We start from the raw sequence: 17347 nt of genomic DNA, 5'->3' as shown, positions 1-17347 counted from the left end.
GAACCTTCGAGCAGGGCCCGCAGGAAAGACGGCCTGCGGGAATGCTCGATACGATAGCAGGCTATTCGATAGCCTCGTAAGGAAGTCCGACGTAATTTTCCGCGATGGTCTGGCGGCCCGCGCGGGAGTGGATGAAGTAATCCAGTTCACTCTCGGCGATGCGTTGAGTGAAGCTGTCGGCCTCGGGAAACTGGTGCAACATCGAGGTCATCCACCAGGAAAACCGCTCGGCTTTCCACACCCGGCGCAGGCAGATGGCCGAGTATTGCTCCAGCAGGTCGACGCGCCCTTCGCCATACACCTTGAGCAGAATGCGATACAGCGTGCTCACATCACTGGCCGCCAGGTTCAGGCCCTTGGCGCCGGTGGGCGGCACGATGTGCGCGGCGTCGCCCAGCAGGAACAGACGGCCGTACTGCATCGGTTCGACCACAAAGCTGCGCAGCGGCGCGACGCTTTTTTCGAGGGAGGGCCCGGTAATCAGCGCTTCCGCCAGCTCAGTGGGCAGGCGTTTTTTCAATTCGGCCCAGAATCGCTCGTCCGACCAGTCGCTGACCGGCTCGTCAGCGGGTACCTGCAGGTAATAACGGCTGCGCGTTGGCGAGCGCATGCTGCACAGCGCAAAACCTCGCGGGTGCCTTGCATACACCAGCTCCGGGTGCACCGGCGGCGTGTCGCAGAGCATGCCCAGCCAGCCGAACGGATACACCCGTTCGAACACCTGCAGCGATTCGGCCGGGATCGATTGCCGCGCCACCCCGTGGAAACCGTCGCAACCGGCGATGTAGTCGCAGTCCAGGCGAAACATCTCGCCCTGATGCTCGAAGCTCAGCCAGGGTCGCTCGGTTTTCAGGTCATGGGGCTGCACCTCGCGCGCCTCGTACAGCGTGGTGGCGCCGACCGCAGCTCGGGCGGCCATGAGGTCGCGGGTGACTTCGGTCTGGCCGTAGACCATCACCGACTGGCCCCCCGTGAGTGCCTTGAGGTCGATATGGGTCAGCCGGCCATTGAGCGCCAGTTCGAAGCCATCGTGCACCAGGCCCTCGGCATCCATGCGTTGGCTCACGCCAGCCTCGCGCAGCAGGTCGACCATGCCTTGTTCCAGCACCCCGGCACGGATGCGGCCCTGCACATAGTCGGCGCTCTGGCGCTCAAGAATCAGGGTCTGGATGCCAGCGTTGTGCAGCAACTGGCCCAGCAGCAATCCCGAAGGACCGGCGCCAATGATGGCGACTTGGGTTTTCAGCGTCTTCATTATTTTTATCGCCCGCAAGTTCCACCTCGAACGGATCGGGTGAAAGCGTTGTCATTGATCGTGCTGCTGACATTTTTCACTTGAGTGGCCGCTACAAGAAGGTGAAAACTGCGCCAAAAGCTGCGCTTTTTACCAATCTGGGCGATTACCGCACCACTATCCTGAGTATCGGATTGAAACCATGAGCCAAACCGCGATTCCAGTCTTCAAGCTGTACGGGGAAAGCCTGCAGTGGCCTACCCCCGATTTGCTGCACTGCGAAACCATTTCGCGACGTAGTCGGGAATACCAGTGGGAAATCCAGCCCCACCGGCACGCGGATCTGTGCCAGTTGCTCTACGTGCACAAAGGCCAGGCACACCTGGAAATCGAAGGCCAGCGCAGCACCCTCAGCGAAGCGAGCCTGCAGGTGCTGCCGCCGTTGTGTGTGCACGGGTTTCGGTTTGCCGAGGATGTGGAGGGTTACGTGGTGACGTTGTCTGCGCCGCTAATCAGCCATTTGCAGGGGCAGTTGGGCGCGACGGTCGACGGCTTGCAGACCCTGGGCAGCTACCCGGCCGGTAAGGACAGCGACTACCTCAACAGCCTGTTCGTGCGCCTGCAGGACGAATACGTGAACGAGCAACCGGCCCGCGACATGATGATGCACGCCGTGGTCAGCGTGCTGCTGGTGTGGGTCAGCCGCCAGGCCATCCAGCGTCGCCACCCGCGTGCCCCGCGTGGGCGCGAGTATTTTCGGCGCTTTACGCAGTTGGTCGAGCAGCATTACCGCGAGCACCCCAGGATCGAAGACCTGGCCCACAAGCTGGGCATCTCGGTGTCACACCTGAACGGCACCTGCCGCGAACTGGGCGGGCAGCCGGCGCTGCAGATCATGCACGACCGCCAGTTGCTGGAGGCCAAGCGCCTGCTGACCTATACCAGCATGACGATCAACGAGATGTCGGACGTGCTGGGGTTTTCCGACCCGACCAACTTCTCGCGATTGTTTCGTCGGCGCGTAGGGTTTTCGCCGAAGGCGTTTCGCGAGCAACTCAAGTCGGATTGACTTGGCCAGGTTGGATCTTCGGTGCCTCGCGATCAGCGCAAGGCACTGAAACTGCCGGTGTGCGGCACGCATTGATCCTGGTGGCAACTGATCGCAAAGCTTGGCTGCATGCGCGTTTGCTCGACGCGGTAGGCCGCCGTGCCGTACAGCGCGCTGGCCAGGGCGCAAAGGGCGAAAATCGTCAGGTACTTTCTGGTTTTGAGGGTCATGGCACAGACCTCTGGATGACTGTTTGAAGCATAGGTCAGCCAGGGCGAGTTGCCATTATTGGGCGATATTCAAACCGTTTATGTCGACTTACAGACCGATGTCCCAGATCGGCTCTTCCGGAAACCGCTCCACCAGAAAATCCAGCAGGCTGCGCAGCGCTGACGGCATGTGTTTGCGCGAGGCGTACACCGCGTAAATGTTCATTTGTCGAGGCTCGGCCTCGGGCAGCAGGCGCACCAGCTCACCGCGACGAATGTAATCGCCAGCCTGATAGCTGGGCAGCATCGCCACCCCTGCCCCGGCCAGTGTTACCCGCAGCAAGGTGCTGGCCTCGTTGGAGGTGATCGTGCCCGTGATGGGCACCGAGACGTGCTCACCGCCTTCCTCGAAATGCCACAGACTTTTGCCGAAGTAGGAGTGGGTCAGGCAGTTGTGCCGGGCCAGGTCTTCGACTTTTTGCGGCGCCGGGTGCTCAAGCAGATAGGCCGGCGTGGCGCACACCACCGAGCGACAGACGGTGAGGCGCCGGGCGATCAGGTTGGGGTCCAGGTCATTGCTGGTGCGGATGGCCAGGTCGATGCGCTCGTCCACCAGGTTCACCGTGCGGTCGAGCATTTGCAGGTCGACGGTCACCAGGGGGTAGCGCTTGACGAAGGCGGCGATGGCGTCGGCCAATTGCGCCTGGCCGAACGAGGTGCTCACGCTCAGGCGCAACAGACCGCGCGGCGCGTCATCCGGCGTGCCGACGGCGGCCTGCATGTCGCTGCACAGTTCCAGCAATTGCCGGCAGCGCGGCAGGGTTTCACTGCCGGCGGCGGTGAGGCTGAGCTTGCGCGTGGTGCGATGCAGCAGACGCGCGCCGACGAAGTCTTCGAGTTCGGCCAGGTAGCGCGACACCACCGGGCGCGAGAGGTCCAGGTGATCGGCGGCAGCCGACTGGCTGCCCAGCTCCACCACGCTTACAAACACGCGCATTGCCTGAAGACGATCCATGATCTGCCCACTTTTAGAAACAAACTATGTCCCAGCATGGCATTTTTTGTGATGTTTCAGGCAACTAAGCTGTGCGCATCCCTTATCGAATGCAGGAGCTGCCCGATGTTCTCAACCTTCAAGCGCTTGACGCTGGTAACCGCCGCCCTGGCCTTTGCCGCCCACGCGGCGGCGGCCGAGCTGAAGCTCGACGTGTACAACCCCGGTGAAGCGGCGATTTTCCCGGTGAGTTCGGTGCTGGTCAGCGGCGCCAAGGACGCGATCCTGGTGGACGCCCAATTCGGCAAGGGCCAGGCCGAGCAGTTGGTGCAGAAGATCCGTGCCAGCGGCAAGCACCTGACCACCATCTATATCAGCCACGGTGACCCGGATTACTACTTCGGCCTCGATACCCTCACCGCCGCGTTCCCGGACGCCAAGGTAGTGGCGCCGCAGCCGGTGGTCGACCATATCAAGGCGACCGTGGCCGGCAAGCTGGCGTTCTGGGGCCCGAAAATGGGCGCCGACAAGCCGGGCAAGACCCTAGTGCCGCAGGTACTTGAGGGCAATAGCCTGACGCTTGAGGGCGAGGCACTGCAGGTGATCGGCCTCGACGGCCCGCAGCCGGACCGCAGTTTTGTGTGGATTCCGTCGATCAAGGCCGTGGTGGGCGGGGTGGTCGTCTCCGAAAACATTCACCTGTGGATGGCCGACACCCAGGGCGCGCAGTCCCACAAGGATTGGCTGACCACCCTGCAGCGCATTCAGGACCTGAAGCCGAACACCGTGGTCCCGGGCCATTACCTGGGTACGCCATCGCTGGCCTCCGTGGCCTTTACCGCTGACTACATCAAGGCATTCGACCTCGAAACCGCCAAGGCCAAGGACTCCACCGGCCTGATCGCGGCGATGAAAAAACGTTACCCCGACCTTGCCGACGAAAGCTCGCTGGACCTGAGCGCCAAAGTCGCCAAGGGCGAAATGAAGTGGTGAAGCGTTTCAATCCTTAACCGAACCGGAGAACATCATGAGCAAGATCGCAATCATCGGGGCCACTGGCCGTGCGGGCAGTCAATTGCTGGAAGAGGCGCTGCGGCGCGGGCACAGCGTAGTGGCCATTGCGCGCAACACTGAAAAACTCGCCGCGCAGCCTGGTGTCACCGTCAAACAAGTGGACGCACTCGACGCACAGGCCTTGCAACAGGCCATCAGCGGCAGCGACGTGGTAATCAGCGCCGCGCACTTCGCCAGCCTGCCCGCCAGCGCCGTGATCGGGCCGGTGAAACAGGCCGGAGTACACCGCCTGCTGGTGGTCGGCGGCGCGGGTTCGCTGCTGCTGCCGGACGGTGGACGGGTGATCGATAGCGCCGGTTTCCCTGAGGAATATCGCGCCGAAGCCAGTGCAGGGGCTGAGTTTCTGGAAGCACTGCGCCAGGAGAAGGAGCTGGACTGGGCCTTTTTGTCGCCATCGGCCGAATTCGTGGAGGCTGCGCGCACAGGTACATTCCGCCTGGGTCAGGATGAGTTGCTGGTCAGTGCCGCAGGACGCAGCTGGATCAGCTTTGCTGACTACGCCATTGCATTGATCGATGAGGTGGAAACCCCAAGGCACTCGCGCCAACGCTTCACCGTCGGCTACTGACACACCGCGGTTAAACATGTGGGAGGGGGCTTGCTCCCGATGGCGGCGGGTCAGTTGAGACGTCTTTGGCTGACACACCGCTATCGGGAGCAAGCCCCTTCCCACATTTTGATTGGCAGTGGCTCAGGCCGCAGTTTTTCAATAGCCCCAGTGATTTTCTGATTTGCCGCCCTCCCCCAGCACGTGGCCTGATTCGCCCTAGTTCATTCAAGGCAGGCTCATGCAAAACGTGCAGACGAAACCCTCCACCGCCGTATGGCTGGTGATCAGTGTGATCCTGATCGCCCTCAACCTGCGTCCGTCGATGGCGGCCGTGGGGCCGTTGCTGGCGTCGATTCGCGCCGATGTGCCATTGAGCTTCAGCGACGCGGCGTTACTGACCATGCTGCCGGTGATGACCATGGGCCTGGCGATGTTCGTGGGCATGGGCCTGGTCAGGCGCTTTGGCGAGCACCGCAGTGTTGTCGCGTCGTTGCTGCTGATTGGCGTGGCGACGTTGTCGCGGCTGTTCCTCGATTCCGCGCTGGAGCTGATTGTCAGTGCAATGGCCGCCGGTATCGGAATTGCGCTGATCCAGGCACTGATGCCGGCGCTGATCAAGTCACGGTTCAGCACGAATGTCTCGCTGTTCATGGGGTTGTACGTCACTGCAATCATGGGCGGCGCGGCGCTGGCGGCGTCGCTGTCCCCGTTCGTGCAAATGTACACTGGCAGCTGGCGCGCAGGCCTCGCGATCTGGGCCGTGCTCGCGCTGCTGGCGGTGCTGGCCTGGTGTGCACAACGCGCGGCGCTACCCGCCCTGCCCCAGGCGGGTTCCGACACGCAGCGAGGTTTTTTCGGCAACGCCCGGGCCTGGCTGCTGGCGCTGTTTTTCGGCCTCGGCACCGCCTCCTACACCTGCGTGCTGGCCTGGCTGGCGCCTTACTACGTCGAGCAGGGCTGGAGCGAACAGCACGCCGGGCTGCTCCTGGGTTGGCTGACCGCCATGGAAGTGGTGTCCGGCCTGATCACCCCGGCCATCGCCAATCGTCGCGAGGATAAACGCGGCGTGGTCGCGGTGCTGCTGGTGCTGATCATCCTCGGTTTCTGCGGCCTGATCCTCAAGCCTCAGCACCTGAGTCTGTTGTGGCCTTGCCTGCTCGGCCTGGGCATCGGCGGGCTGTTTCCGATGAGCCTGATCCTCGCCATGGACCACCTCGACCACCCGCGCCGTGCCGGCAGCCTCACCGCCTTCGTGCAGGGCATCGGTTACCTGATCGCCGGCCTGTCGCCGCTGCTCGCGGGGATGATCCGCGAACGCTCGGGCAGCTTCACGTGGGCCTGGTGGTCGCTGACTGCGGTGGTCGTGGTGATGCTGCTGATGGTCACGCGCTTCAATCCACGGCACTACGCCCGACATATTCGCTGAGGTCGTGTTGTGGACATTATTTGTCCCACGACAAACATAGAAACGCCCTACAGAACTTTCTATTGGCACGACCGTTCCGTTAAGCTTTTGCACTGTCGTGTACTGAGTTCGGTACCGAAGGTTAGCGGACGGAACCGATGCTAAACAGTAACTTGCTCAGAAAACTCGATATGCAGGACCTGATGGTGTTTATCGCCGTCTACGACCAGAGCAGCGTTACCGACGTGTCTGAGACGCTGTTCGTCAGCCAGTCCACCGTGAGCTACAGCCTGAAGAAACTGCGCACCAGTTTCGAAGATGAGTTGTTTATCAACACCCGCGCGGGCATGCGTCCTACGTCCAAGGCCACGACCATGTACGGCCATGTGCAGAGGATCCTCGAAAGCATCAACCTGTGCCACGCCGGCGACCAGCCGTTCGACCCTGCGCAGAAGGCCGTAACGTTCAACGTGTGCGCCCCGGAATACTTCGAGCAATTGATCCTGCCGCGCCTGTTGAAGGACTTCGACCGCGCCGACCTGCCGGTGATCGTCAATGTGCAGCGACTCGAAACCGACATTCCCGCCGACGACCTGCGCGACGGGCGCCTGGACCTGGTGATCTGCTTCGGCCCGCACTTTCATCGCGCACACAAGGACTTCAAGACCCAGATGCTGCTGGAGGACGACCTGGTGTGTGTGTTCGACAAACGCGCGGCGCCGCCGGAGCCGGCGTTCAGCCTGCAAGCCTTCGTGGCCCGGCGCCACGTGTTCCCTACGCCGTGGACCTCGGCCACCAACATGATCGACGGCTGGCTCGCGCGCCAGGCCCACAAGCGCCAGGTGGTCGCGCGCGCCAACAGTTACAGCGCCGCGTTGAAGATGATCACCGGCACCGACTTCATCGTTACCCTGCCGCGCCGCGTGCAGAAGCTGCTGGCTCCCGCCACGGTGTTCGGCCACTGCGAGGCGCCGAGCGGTTTGCCGGGGTTTACGCTGGATATGCAGTGGAAGGAAGCCGGCGCGCAGGACAGCGCCAACAGCTGGTTTCGCGAACAAGTGGTGAAGGCCTGCGCCGACCAGGGCTTGCTCTAGAGCGGCGCGGCCAACCCGCGATCGCTCATGAACGCCTCCAGCCGCGAGCGCACCCAGCGCTCGGCCGGGTCGGTGTCGACGTGGCTGAGCCAGACCATGGACAGGTCCAGGGTTGGCGTCTGAAACGGAAACGGTTCGCAGAACAGTTTGCCCGACACCGCCATGGCTTCGGCGGTGTAGTCCGGCAGGCTGGCAATCAGGTCGGTGCCGGCCAGCAGCGCCGGCAGCGCACTGTATTGCGGCACCGACAGCACCACCTGGCGCTTGCGGCCGATTTCTGCCAGCCACTCATCGGCAAACCCTGCCACGTTGGCGGTGTGGGACACCAGCACATGGGGACGTGCGCAATATTCGTCGAGGGTCAGCGGCGTTTGCGAGGCGTCGGCGCGCAGGATGCGCGGGTGGATATGGCGCAACAGCTTGCGCTTGGCATTGGCCGGCAGGCCGCGTGTCTGGGTGATGCCGACGGTGATGTCGCCGGACGCGAGCAGGTCGGGAATGCGCCAGTAGTCGACATGCTGCACCACAAACACCACCTGCGGCGCCTCCTGGCGCAGGCTGCGCAGCAACGGCGGCAGCAGGCCGAACTCGACGTCATCGGACAGGCCGATACGAAAGGTCATGGTGCTGATGGACGGGTCGAAATCGTGGGTCAGGCTCAAGGCCGACGATAAGGAATCCAGGGCCGGCGACAGGTGCTGGATGATTTCTTCGGCACGCGCCGTGGGCTCCATGCGGTGGCCCACGCGAATGAACAGCGGGTCATTGAACAAGGTGCGCAAGCGGTTGAGCGCCGAACTGATGGTCGGCTGGCCAAGGAACAGCTTCTCGGCCACCCGCGTTACATTGCGCTCGAGCATCAACGCTTCGAAGACCACCATCAGGTTGATATCGGCCTTGCGTAATTCATTGCGATTCATCGGCGCCTGCCCCTTCCCCACGACAAGCCGCAGTGTAGAAAGCGCCGGGGCCGGCGTCTATGTACGCGGCGCATTCAGCCCGAATCAAGGGCCGCCGATGATCAGGGTGAGGTGTGGGCACAGTAGAACGCGCCGAAAGCTCACATCCAGACGGGAACGGGCTTTAGGGGTGGCGCCGAGGATTGATAGCGAACGCACATCAATCTATCCAAATTTGTCACTTATCATTTCTAAATGTGTCAGCCACTATCTTGAGTCTTAAGCGAAACAAGCACTTTAAAAAGAACGCTGGAGACACAAAACCATGACAAGCCCTTCCCGGCCCGCCTCTGCCTCCTCGAAAGTTGGCGCGGTTTTTCGCGTTACTTCGGGCAACTTCCTCGAACAGTTCGACTTCTTCCTGTTTGGCTTCTACGCCACCTACATCGCTGCCGCGTTCTTCCCCTCTGCCAATGAGTTCGCATCATTAATGATGACCTTCGCCGTATTCGGCGCCGGCTTCCTGATGCGCCCGCTCGGCGCCATTATTTTGGGTGCTTATATCGATGACGTGGGTCGTCGCAAAGGCCTGATCCTGACCCTGTCGATCATGGCCAGCGGCACGCTGTTGATCGTGCTGGTGCCGGGTTACCAGACCATTGGCCTGTGGGCTCCATTGCTGGTGCTGCTGGGTCGCCTGCTGCAAGGCTTCTCGGCCGGTGCGGAACTGGGCGGTGTATCGGTTTACCTGTCGGAAATGGCCACACCGGGCCGCAAGGGTTTCTACACCAGTTGGCAGTCGGGCAGCCAACAGATCTCCATCGTGGTCGCCGCCGCATTGGGTTACGGCCTGAACGTGTGGATGGAACCTGCAGTGGTGGCCGATTGGGGCTGGCGCATTCCGTTCGCCCTGGGCTGCGTGATCATCCCGTTCATCTTCATCCTGCGTCGCAACCTGCAGGAAACCGAAGAGTTCGCCAACCGCACGCACCGCCCGACCATGCGTGAAGTGATGGCAACCCTGGTGAAGAACTGGACTGTGGTCATCGGCGGTATGTTGATGGTGGCCATGACCACCACCGCGTTCTACCTGATCACTGTGTATGCGCCCACCTTCGGTAAGACCGTGCTGCAACTGAGCACCTCGGACGCCCTGCTGGTGACCTTGCTGGTGGCCATCTCCAACTTTATCTGGCTGCCGATCGGCGGCACCTTGAGCGATCGCTTCGGCCGCAAGCCGGTGCTGCTGGCCATGACCGTGCTGACCGTGCTGACCGCTTACCCGGCGCTGTCCTACGTGGTCAACGCACCGAGCTTTGCGCACATGCTGGAAACCCTGCTGTGGTTCTCCTTCCTCTACGGCATGTACAACGGCGCGATGATTCCGGCGCTGACCGAAATCATGCCAGTGGAAGTGCGCGTGGCGGGCTTCTCCCTGGCTTATAGCCTGGCGACGGCGATCTTCGGCGGGTTCACCCCGGCAATCTCGACCTGGTTTATCCATATCACTGGTGACAAGGCCTCGCCGGCCTACTGGATGATGTTTGCCGCGCTGTGTGCGCTGTGTTCGACCCTGGCGCTCTATCGTCGCGCCAACGCCCGCGGGCAAGTGATGCAAGGAGCGGTGTAATGAAGTTTCTCGCTAAAACCCTGACCGCCCTGGCCCTCAGTGCCCTGGCGCTGACGGCCCAGGCCGAACAACTCAAGGTGATGACCTCCGGTGGGTTCACCGCTGCCTACAAATTGCTCGGCCCGCAATACGCCAAGCAAAGCGGCGACACCCTCGACACCATCCTCGGCCCGTCCATGGGCAAGGCGCCGGAAGCGATTCCCAACCGCCTGGCCCGTGGCGAACACGCCGACGTGGTGATCATGGTCGGCTATGCGCTGGATGAGCTGATCAAACAGGGCAAGGTCGACCCGGCCTCCCGTGTGGAACTGGCGGACTCGCGTATTGGCCTGGTGGTCAAGGAAGGCGCGGCAAAGCCTGTGATCAACACCGATGCGGACCTGAAGGCGGTGCTGAGCAAGGCCAAGTCCGTGGCCTATTCGGACAGCGCCAGCGGCGTGTATGTCGAGAAAGAGCTGTTCAAGAAACTCGGCATGCCGGCCAAGGGCACGATGATCGAACGCGCGCCAGTGGCCGAACAGGTGGCCAAGGGTGATTACGAAGTGGGCTTGCAGCAGGTGGCGGAATTGTTGCCGGTCAAGGGCGTAACCTTTGTCGGCAAGCTGCCGGAAGACGTGCAATCGGTAACGCGCTTTGCGGCCGGTATCCCGGTCAACGCCGAACACAAGGATGAGGCCAAAGCGCTGCTCAAATTCCTCGCCTCCCCCGAGGCGCAACCGGTGGTGCAATCCACCGGCCTGGACTCGGTATCACGCTGACCGAAACGGCATCTCCCGCACCAACCGTTCCAACTCCAGCGCCGCTGGCGGCAATGTCCGCCCGCGGCGTTTTATCAAGCCCACGTTGCGCATCACCTGCGGCTCCACCAGCGGCACACTCACCAGAATCGGGTGCTCGCACGCCGGCATCGCAATCGATGGCACCATCGCCACGCCCAATCCCGCCTCCACTAGCCCGATCATCGTGGTCACGTGGTGCGTCTCGCAGATGCTCGGTTTTTTCACCCGCACCCCACGCAGGGCCTGGTCCAGCAGGAAGCGGTTGCCCGAGGTCTTGTCCACCGTGATGTAGTCGTGCTCATAGGCTTCGGCCCAGCTTACGTTCGCGCGTTCGGCCAACGGGTGATCACGCCGGCAGGCCAGCACGTAGCGCTCCTGCAGCAGCAACTCGAACTCCACCTCATCGGCCAGGCTGCCGCTGAAACTCACGCCAAAATCCGCCTCGCCGCTTTCTACCGCATTGCACACCTCACCTGCACTGGCATCGAGCACCCGCAGGCGGATCTTCGGATACAGCTTGTGGAACTCGGAGATCACGTGGGGCATGAAGTAATACGCCGTGGACGGCACGCAGGCGATGGTCACGTGGCCCATGCGCGTGGAGGCGACATTGCTGATGCCCATCAGCGCGATGTCGAGGTCGTCGAGCATGCGCTCGACCTGCGGCAGGAACGCGCGGCCAACCATGGTCAGGCTGACGCGGCGCGTGGTGCGCTCGAACAGCTTCACGTCCAGCGCCGATTCGAGTTTTTCGATGCGCCGGCTCAGGGCCGGTTGCGAGATGCGGATGGCCTCGGCGGCGCCGCGAAAGCTGCCCTTGTCCACCACGGCGCGGAAGGCTTGGAGGTCGTTGAGGTCGAAGTTGATGATCACGGGTCGACTGCTGGCTCAGAGTGAATCGCGATACTACCTTACAGGCACGGTTCACGCGCAGTCAGCCCGGCCGGGCGTTGCCATTGGATTCGCTGAAAAACGTTCCGAGCAATGCAATTTAGTATAAATTGCCATCACTTTATTCATGGCTTAAAGGAGATTACCCGTGGCAACTCTGCAGGCAAAAACGGTCCGGGCATTGCAAGACAATCGCATTGACCTGCTCAACGAATGGACGCACAGCCTGGAGGCCACGGGCGCCACACGCAACCTCAAGGGGGACGACGTCAAGCAACAGACCGGCGAGTTCCTCAACCTGCTCGCCGACGCGCTGCACAACGGCGGCTCGCAAAACATCAATCACGAAAACTGGGCACAGACCCGGCTGTTCCTGGAGAAACTGTCCCACAGCCGTGCGCTGATCGGCCAGGATTCCCAGCAGACCGCCAGCTTCATTTTCGCCCTCAAGGGCCCGGTGTTCGCCCTGCTGCAGCGCGAATACGCCAGCGACGGCGCGCAACTGGCCGAACAACTGTGGGAAGTGTCGGAACTGCTCGACGGCCTGGGCATGCACACCATCCGCACGTTCCAGAAGTCCCGTGAAGCGGTGATCAAGCGTCAGCAGGAAGAACTGCTCGAGCTGTCCACCCCGGTGGTCAAGCTGTGGGACGGCGTGCTGGCCCTGCCGATGATCGGCACCCTGGACTCGCAACGCACCCAGGTGGTGATGGAATCGCTGCTGCAGCGCATCGTCGACACCGGTTCCGAAATCGCCATTATCGACATCACCGGCGTACCGACCGTCGACACCCTGGTGGCCCAGCACCTGCTCAAGACCGTTACCGCCATCCGCCTGATGGGCGCCGACTGCATCATCAGCGGCGTGCGTCCGCAAATTGCCCAGACCATCGTGCACCTGGGGCTCGACCTGCAAGGCGTGGTGACCAAGGCCAACCTGGCCGACGCTCTGGCGCTGGCCCTCAAGCGTCTGGGCGTCAACGTCAGCAAGGCAGTCTAAGCATGGAACGCATCCCTATTTTGCAGATGGGCGAGTTTCTGCTCGTGACCATCCAGGTGGACATGCACGACCAACTCGCGCTGACCCTGCAGGACGACCTGTCGGAACGCATCAGCCGCACCTCGGCGCGCGGCGTGTTGATCGATATTTCGGCGCTGGACATGGTCGACTCGTTCATCGGGCGCATGATCGGCACCATCTCGGGCCTGTCGCGCATCATGGACGCGCAGACGGTGCTGGTGGGCATGCAGCCGGCCGTGGCGATTACCCTGGTGGAACTGGGCATGAACCTGCCGGGCGTGGCCACCGCATTGAACGTGGAGCGCGGCATGAAGCTGCTGCGCGACCGGGTTGAACACTCATGATCGAAGCCAGCAGCGGCACGCATCCCGTGCTGATCGAACAGGACGTTGTGCTGGCGCGACAATTGGTACGCAGACTGGCCCAGGAATGCGGCATGCGCCTGATCGACCTGACCAAGCTGGTCACGGCCGTCAGTGAGCTGGCGCGTAATACCGTGGTGTACGGCGGTGGCGGCTACATGGATTGGGCGGTGGTGGAAAAAGACCTGCGCCCCGGCGTGCGCCTGACCTTTCGCGACGAAGGCCCGGGCATTCCCGACCTCAAGCTGGCGATGACCGATGGCTGGACCTCCGGCGGCGGACTGGGCCTGGGGCTGACCGGTGCCAAGCGCCTGGTGGACGAATTCGAACTGGATACCGCGCCGGGTAAAGGCACCCGCGTGACGATCACTCGATGGTCCTGAATATCCACAGTGCACTGACCCAGGTGTTATTGGTCGAGGACGTCAGCCAGGTGGGCTACGCGCGCCGCACGGCGCAACTGCTGGCCGAGCAACTGGGCTTTGACGAAACCGACGCCGGGCGCGTGGCACTGGTGGCCACCGAGCTTGCCAGCAATATCCTCAAGCATGCCGATCACGGCCAGTTGCACCTGCGCGCCACCGGCAACGGCGGCGTGGAGATGATCGCCGTGGACCGCGGCCAGGGCTTCGATCTGGACAGCTGCCTGGTGGACGGTTTCTCCACGGGCGGCACCCAGGGCATCGGCATGGGCGCGATTTCGCGCCTGGCCCAGGTGTTCGATGTGCATGCCGACGCGCGTGGCACAGCGATGCTCGCGCGCCTGTATCCGCGAGCCTCGGCTGCCCGCGACATCCGCTATGGGGTCAGCCAGCATTCGTTGCACGACGACCCGCATTGCGGCGACGCCTGGCACCTGATGGTCGAGCCGGGGCGCTTCAGCGTGATGGTGGCCGATGGACTGGGCCATGGCATCGATGCCGAGCGCGCCGCGCAGGCCGGTGAGGCGGTGTTTGCGCAGGACGCATTTCTCGACCCAGGCGTACTGATGAACGACCTGCATGTGGGCATGAGCGGCACCCGCGGCGGCGCCATGGCGATTGCTCAATACGACGCCTCGGCCGACACCCTGCGCTTCACCGGTATCGGCAACATCGGCGCCAGCCTGATCGGCCACGGCAAGTCTCGGGGGCTGGCCTCCCATCCGGGGATCGTCGGCGTGCAATATCGCAAGGCCCAGCCCTTCGACTACGCTCAAGTGACCGGCCAGTTGCTGATCCTGTACAGCGACGGCTTGCAGTCACGCTGGAACCTTGCCGATTACCCGGGCCTCGTACACCGCCACCCGGCCCTGATCGCCGCCATTCTGCACCGTGATTTCTGTCGCGGCCGCGATGACGTTACCGTATTCGTGATTGCCCTGGAGGCTATCAATGGCTGAAACCACTGCCTCCCTTGCCGATGAAGTCAAACGCCTGCGCCTGGAAGGGGACGCCCTGCGCGCCGAACTGGACGAGACCAACCAGGGCGTGCTGGCGCTGTATGCCGAACTCGACATGCAGGCCGACCAACTGCGCCAGGCATCGGACCTCAAGAGCCGCTTCCTGTCGTACATGAGTCATGAATTTCGCACGCCGCTGGGTTCTATCCTGAGCATCACCAGCCTGTTGGCGGATGAACTCGATGGCCCGCTGAGCCCTGAACAACACACCCAGGTCGGGTTTATCCGCAGCTCTGCCCGCGAGCTGCGGGAAATGGTCGATGACCTGCTGGACCTGGCCAAGATCGAGGCCGGGCGCATTTCCATCTCGCCGGCGTGGTTCGACATGTTCGACCTGTTCTCGGCGCTGCGCGGGATGTTCCGGCCCATCGTCGATGCCTCGTCGGTGGACCTGATCTTCGAAGAGCCGGCCGGCCTGCCCAAGCTGTATACCGATGACAAGAAGCTGGCGCAGATCCTGCGCAACTTCATCTCCAACGCGCTCAAATTCACCCTGCAAGGCGAGGTGCGGGTTTCGGCCGGCATGGAGAACGACCGCGAGATCCGCTTTGCGGTGCAGGACACTGGCCTGGGCATTCCCGCCGAGCTGCACAACAACCTGTTCGAAGACTTTTCGCAGATCGATTCTCCGCTGCAAAAACGCCTGCGCGGCACTGGCCTGGGCCTGTCGCTGTGCAAACGCTTCGCCGAACTGCTGGGCGGCCGTGTGGGTGTGGAAAGTACGCCCGGCGTGGGCTCGCTGTTCTATGTGATCATCCCCCTGTCCATCGCAAACGAGAACGTCGATGAAGCGTGACATTCGATTACTGATCGTCGACGACAACGCCGCCACGCGCTATGCCCTGCGCCGCCGCCTGGAGCGTCACTATGGTCATGTGCTGGAAGCCGGCACCGGCCAGGATGGGCTGGACCTTATTGCTCGCGAAAAAATCGATGCGCTGATCCTGGACGTCAACCTGCCGGACATGAGTGGCTTCGATATCGTGCGTCGCTTGCGCGCTGACCCGTCCACCGCGTTGCTGCCGGTGGTGCATGTGTCGGCGGCGTCCATCGAGACCGGCGACATCATCACCGGCCTCGACGCCGGGGCCGACGCTTACCTGATCCACCCGGTGGACCCGGATGTGCTGCTGGCGACCCTGCGCACCCTGCTGCGGGTGCGTGACACCGAATATGCGCTGCGCGAAAGCGAGGCGCGCTTTCGCGAGATTTTCTTCAATATCAGCGCGCCGATTGCGGTGATGGACGCGCAGCTCAAAGTCCATGAATGCAACCACGCCTTCGCGCAATTGATTCATGACAACCTCAACCCCGACGCCCTGCTCGAATGCTTCGCCGACGGCCAGGGCGCCGTCATCGGCGAACTGTGCCAGCGCCTGTCGGCCGGCGAGCGCTGGAAAGGCACACTGCAGTTGAACGTGAATGGCGAGCTGCGCGAGACCGAGTGGCAGATTTCGCCGTACAACCGCGCCGAGCTGAGCCTGGTGTTCGTGGAGGACGTCACCGAGCATCGTCACCGCGAGCGCCATCAGCAGGCCGAACTGGCCAATGCCACGCGCCAGTTGGCCCGCACCGAAGCGCAACTGCTGCAGGCGCAGAAGATGGACGCCCTGGGCAAGCTCACCGGCGGCATCGCCCACGACTTCAACAACCTGCTGACCGGGATCATCACCAGCCTGGAGCTGATCAAAAAACGCATCGAGAGCCAGCGCACCGAGAAGGTTTTGGGTTACGCCGATGCGGCCCTGAGCTCGGCGCTGAGCGCGGCCGGCCTGACCAATCGCCTGCTCGCCTTTGCCCGCCAGCAGCCGCTGGACACGCGCCCCATCGACATCAACGCGCATATCCGCTCACTCGAAGAACTGCTGATGCGCACCATTGGCGAACACATCGCCCTGAAGCTGGAGCTGACCAGCAACCCGGCGGTGGCGCTGGTGGACCCGATCCAGCTGGAAAGCGCGGTGCTCAACCTGGTGATCAACGCCCGCGATGCCCTGCCCCAGGGCGGCATCATCTGGGTCACCACTTATCCGGCGTATTCTAATGGCAACCTCAAACTGGAAAACGGCCCCTATATTGCGCTGTCGGTGCGCGACAATGGCGTGGGCATCGACCACAGCGTGATCGACAAAGTGTTCGACCCCTTCTTCACCACCAAGCCGGTGGGCCAGGGCACGGGACTGGGTCTGTCGACCATCTACGGTTTCGCGCGCCAGTCCGGCGGCGATGCGCAGATCCGCAGCGTCACCCGCCAGGGCACCGAAGTCACCATCATGCTGCCGGCCGCCGAAGGCCCGGCCACCCTGGCAACAAAACTGCTGGCGGTGCCTGGATTGAGCCAGGGTGAGCACATTCTGATTGTTGAGGACATGCCTTCGGTGCGCAGCTTTGTCGCCGAAGTGCTGATGGATGCCGGCTACCAGTGCAGCCTGGCCGCCGACGGCGACGAGGCCATGGTGATCCTGCAGGCCGACCCGAGCATCGACCTGTTGCTGACCGATTACGGCCTGCCGTATATGACCGGCCGTGAACTGGCCGACCATGCACGCCTGCTGCGCGCTGACCTGCCGATTCTGTTCATGACCGGCTACGCGGAAAATGCGGCCAATCGTCAGAGCTTTCTGGGCGAGCGCATGGACTTGATCACCAAGCCGTTTCATATCGATGAGCTGCTGGAGAAGATTCGCCAGGGGGTGGAGCGCCAGGTCTAGGCCGA

The 17347-nt window shown here is 62.7% G+C and carries 18 protein-coding genes; 13 read left to right on the top strand and 5 right to left on the bottom strand.

Annotation, left to right across the window (positions count from 1 at the left end):
- Positions 1-61 precede the first annotated feature (61 nt).
- Positions 62-1246: a 4-hydroxybenzoate 3-monooxygenase gene (gene pobA, locus JOE32_RS24340; RefSeq protein WP_209990728.1), complete on the bottom strand. Its 1185-nt coding sequence runs from the start codon at positions 1244-1246 to the stop codon at positions 62-64.
- Positions 1247-1436: 190 nt separating this feature from the next.
- Between pobA and JOE32_RS24335 the strand changes: the two genes are divergently transcribed.
- A complete protein-coding gene (locus JOE32_RS24335; protein WP_209990008.1) occupies positions 1437-2303 on the top strand; it encodes a helix-turn-helix domain-containing protein in 867 nt (288 codons plus the stop codon).
- Positions 2304-2335: 32 nt separating this feature from the next.
- On the opposite strand, the gene JOE32_RS24330 is transcribed toward JOE32_RS24335, so the two are convergent.
- Positions 2336-2512: a hypothetical protein gene (locus JOE32_RS24330; protein ID WP_209990006.1), complete on the bottom strand. Its 177-nt coding sequence runs from the start codon at positions 2510-2512 to the stop codon at positions 2336-2338.
- An 88-nt stretch (positions 2513-2600) separates the two neighbouring features.
- Positions 2601-3506 (bottom strand): LysR family transcriptional regulator, encoded by a 906-nt coding sequence (locus JOE32_RS24325; RefSeq protein WP_209990004.1) that lies wholly within the window; start codon positions 3504-3506, stop codon positions 2601-2603.
- A 105-nt stretch (positions 3507-3611) separates the two neighbouring features.
- Between JOE32_RS24325 and JOE32_RS24320 the strand changes: the two genes are divergently transcribed.
- The 4 genes from JOE32_RS24320 (at position 3612) to JOE32_RS24305 (ending at position 7608) form a co-directional block, all read left to right on the top strand.
- Positions 3612-4478: an MBL fold metallo-hydrolase gene (locus JOE32_RS24320; RefSeq protein ID WP_209990002.1), complete on the top strand. Its 867-nt coding sequence runs from the start codon at positions 3612-3614 to the stop codon at positions 4476-4478.
- A 34-nt stretch (positions 4479-4512) separates the two neighbouring features.
- Positions 4513-5127 carry an NAD(P)-dependent oxidoreductase gene (locus tag JOE32_RS24315; RefSeq protein WP_209989999.1) on the top strand — a complete coding sequence of 205 codons (615 nt, stop codon included), beginning with the start codon at positions 4513-4515 and terminating at the stop codon, positions 5125-5127.
- A 220-nt stretch (positions 5128-5347) separates the two neighbouring features.
- A complete protein-coding gene (locus JOE32_RS24310; RefSeq protein WP_209989997.1) occupies positions 5348-6535 on the top strand; it encodes a cyanate transporter in 1188 nt (395 codons plus the stop codon).
- Positions 6536-6672: 137 nt separating this feature from the next.
- The gene (locus JOE32_RS24305) at positions 6673-7608 is read left to right on the top strand and encodes a LysR family transcriptional regulator (protein ID WP_209989995.1); all 936 of its coding nucleotides are present in this window, start codon (positions 6673-6675) and stop codon (positions 7606-7608) included.
- Here the strand turns inward: JOE32_RS24305 and JOE32_RS24300 are convergent.
- Positions 7605-8528 carry a LysR family transcriptional regulator gene (locus JOE32_RS24300; protein WP_003233981.1) on the bottom strand — a complete coding sequence of 308 codons (924 nt, stop codon included), beginning with the start codon at positions 8526-8528 and terminating at the stop codon, positions 7605-7607. The genes JOE32_RS24305 and JOE32_RS24300 overlap by 4 nt on opposite strands.
- Before the next feature lie 304 nt (positions 8529-8832).
- On the opposite strand from JOE32_RS24300, the gene JOE32_RS24295 reads away from it, so the two are divergent.
- Both JOE32_RS24295 and JOE32_RS24290 read left to right on the top strand, forming a co-directional pair.
- Positions 8833-10137 carry an MFS transporter gene (locus tag JOE32_RS24295; protein ID WP_209989993.1) on the top strand — a complete coding sequence of 435 codons (1305 nt, stop codon included), beginning with the start codon at positions 8833-8835 and terminating at the stop codon, positions 10135-10137.
- A complete protein-coding gene (locus JOE32_RS24290) occupies positions 10137-10895 on the top strand; it encodes a substrate-binding domain-containing protein (RefSeq protein WP_209989992.1) in 759 nt (252 codons plus the stop codon). The genes JOE32_RS24295 and JOE32_RS24290 overlap by 1 nt, the downstream gene beginning before the upstream one ends.
- On the opposite strand, the gene JOE32_RS24285 is transcribed toward JOE32_RS24290, so the two are convergent.
- Positions 10887-11789: a LysR family transcriptional regulator gene (locus JOE32_RS24285; protein ID WP_209989989.1), complete on the bottom strand. Its 903-nt coding sequence runs from the start codon at positions 11787-11789 to the stop codon at positions 10887-10889. The genes JOE32_RS24290 and JOE32_RS24285 overlap by 9 nt on opposite strands.
- 166 nt (positions 11790-11955) lie before the next feature.
- Between JOE32_RS24285 and JOE32_RS24280 the strand changes: the two genes are divergently transcribed.
- The 6 genes from JOE32_RS24280 to JOE32_RS24255 are packed head-to-tail and all read left to right on the top strand — an operon-like array spanning position 11956 to position 17342.
- Positions 11956-12807 (top strand): STAS domain-containing protein, encoded by an 852-nt coding sequence (locus tag JOE32_RS24280; RefSeq protein WP_209989987.1) that lies wholly within the window; start codon positions 11956-11958, stop codon positions 12805-12807.
- Between the two features lie 2 nt (positions 12808-12809).
- Positions 12810-13172 (top strand): STAS domain-containing protein, encoded by a 363-nt coding sequence (locus JOE32_RS24275; protein WP_003233973.1) that lies wholly within the window; start codon positions 12810-12812, stop codon positions 13170-13172.
- Positions 13169-13573 (top strand): anti-sigma regulatory factor, encoded by a 405-nt coding sequence (locus tag JOE32_RS24270; RefSeq protein WP_209989985.1) that lies wholly within the window; start codon positions 13169-13171, stop codon positions 13571-13573. The genes JOE32_RS24275 and JOE32_RS24270 overlap by 4 nt, the downstream gene beginning before the upstream one ends.
- On the top strand, positions 13564-14571 hold the full coding sequence (locus JOE32_RS24265) for an ATP-binding SpoIIE family protein phosphatase (protein WP_209989983.1): 1008 nt from the start codon (positions 13564-13566) through the stop codon (positions 14569-14571). The genes JOE32_RS24270 and JOE32_RS24265 overlap by 10 nt, the downstream gene beginning before the upstream one ends.
- Entirely contained in the window at positions 14564-15427 is an 864-nt protein-coding gene (locus tag JOE32_RS24260) for an ATP-binding protein (protein WP_209989981.1), read from the top strand. The genes JOE32_RS24265 and JOE32_RS24260 overlap by 8 nt, the downstream gene beginning before the upstream one ends.
- Entirely contained in the window at positions 15417-17342 is a 1926-nt protein-coding gene (locus tag JOE32_RS24255) for a response regulator (protein WP_209989979.1), read from the top strand. Before JOE32_RS24260 ends, JOE32_RS24255 begins: the two co-directional genes overlap by 11 nt.
- Positions 17343-17347 lie beyond the last annotated feature (5 nt).

The sequence above is a fragment of the Pseudomonas sp. PvP025 genome (genome assembly GCF_017832155.1).
GTDB lineage: Bacteria > Pseudomonadota > Gammaproteobacteria > Pseudomonadales > Pseudomonadaceae > Aquipseudomonas.
This window is presented reverse-complemented; position numbering and strand designations above follow the sequence as displayed.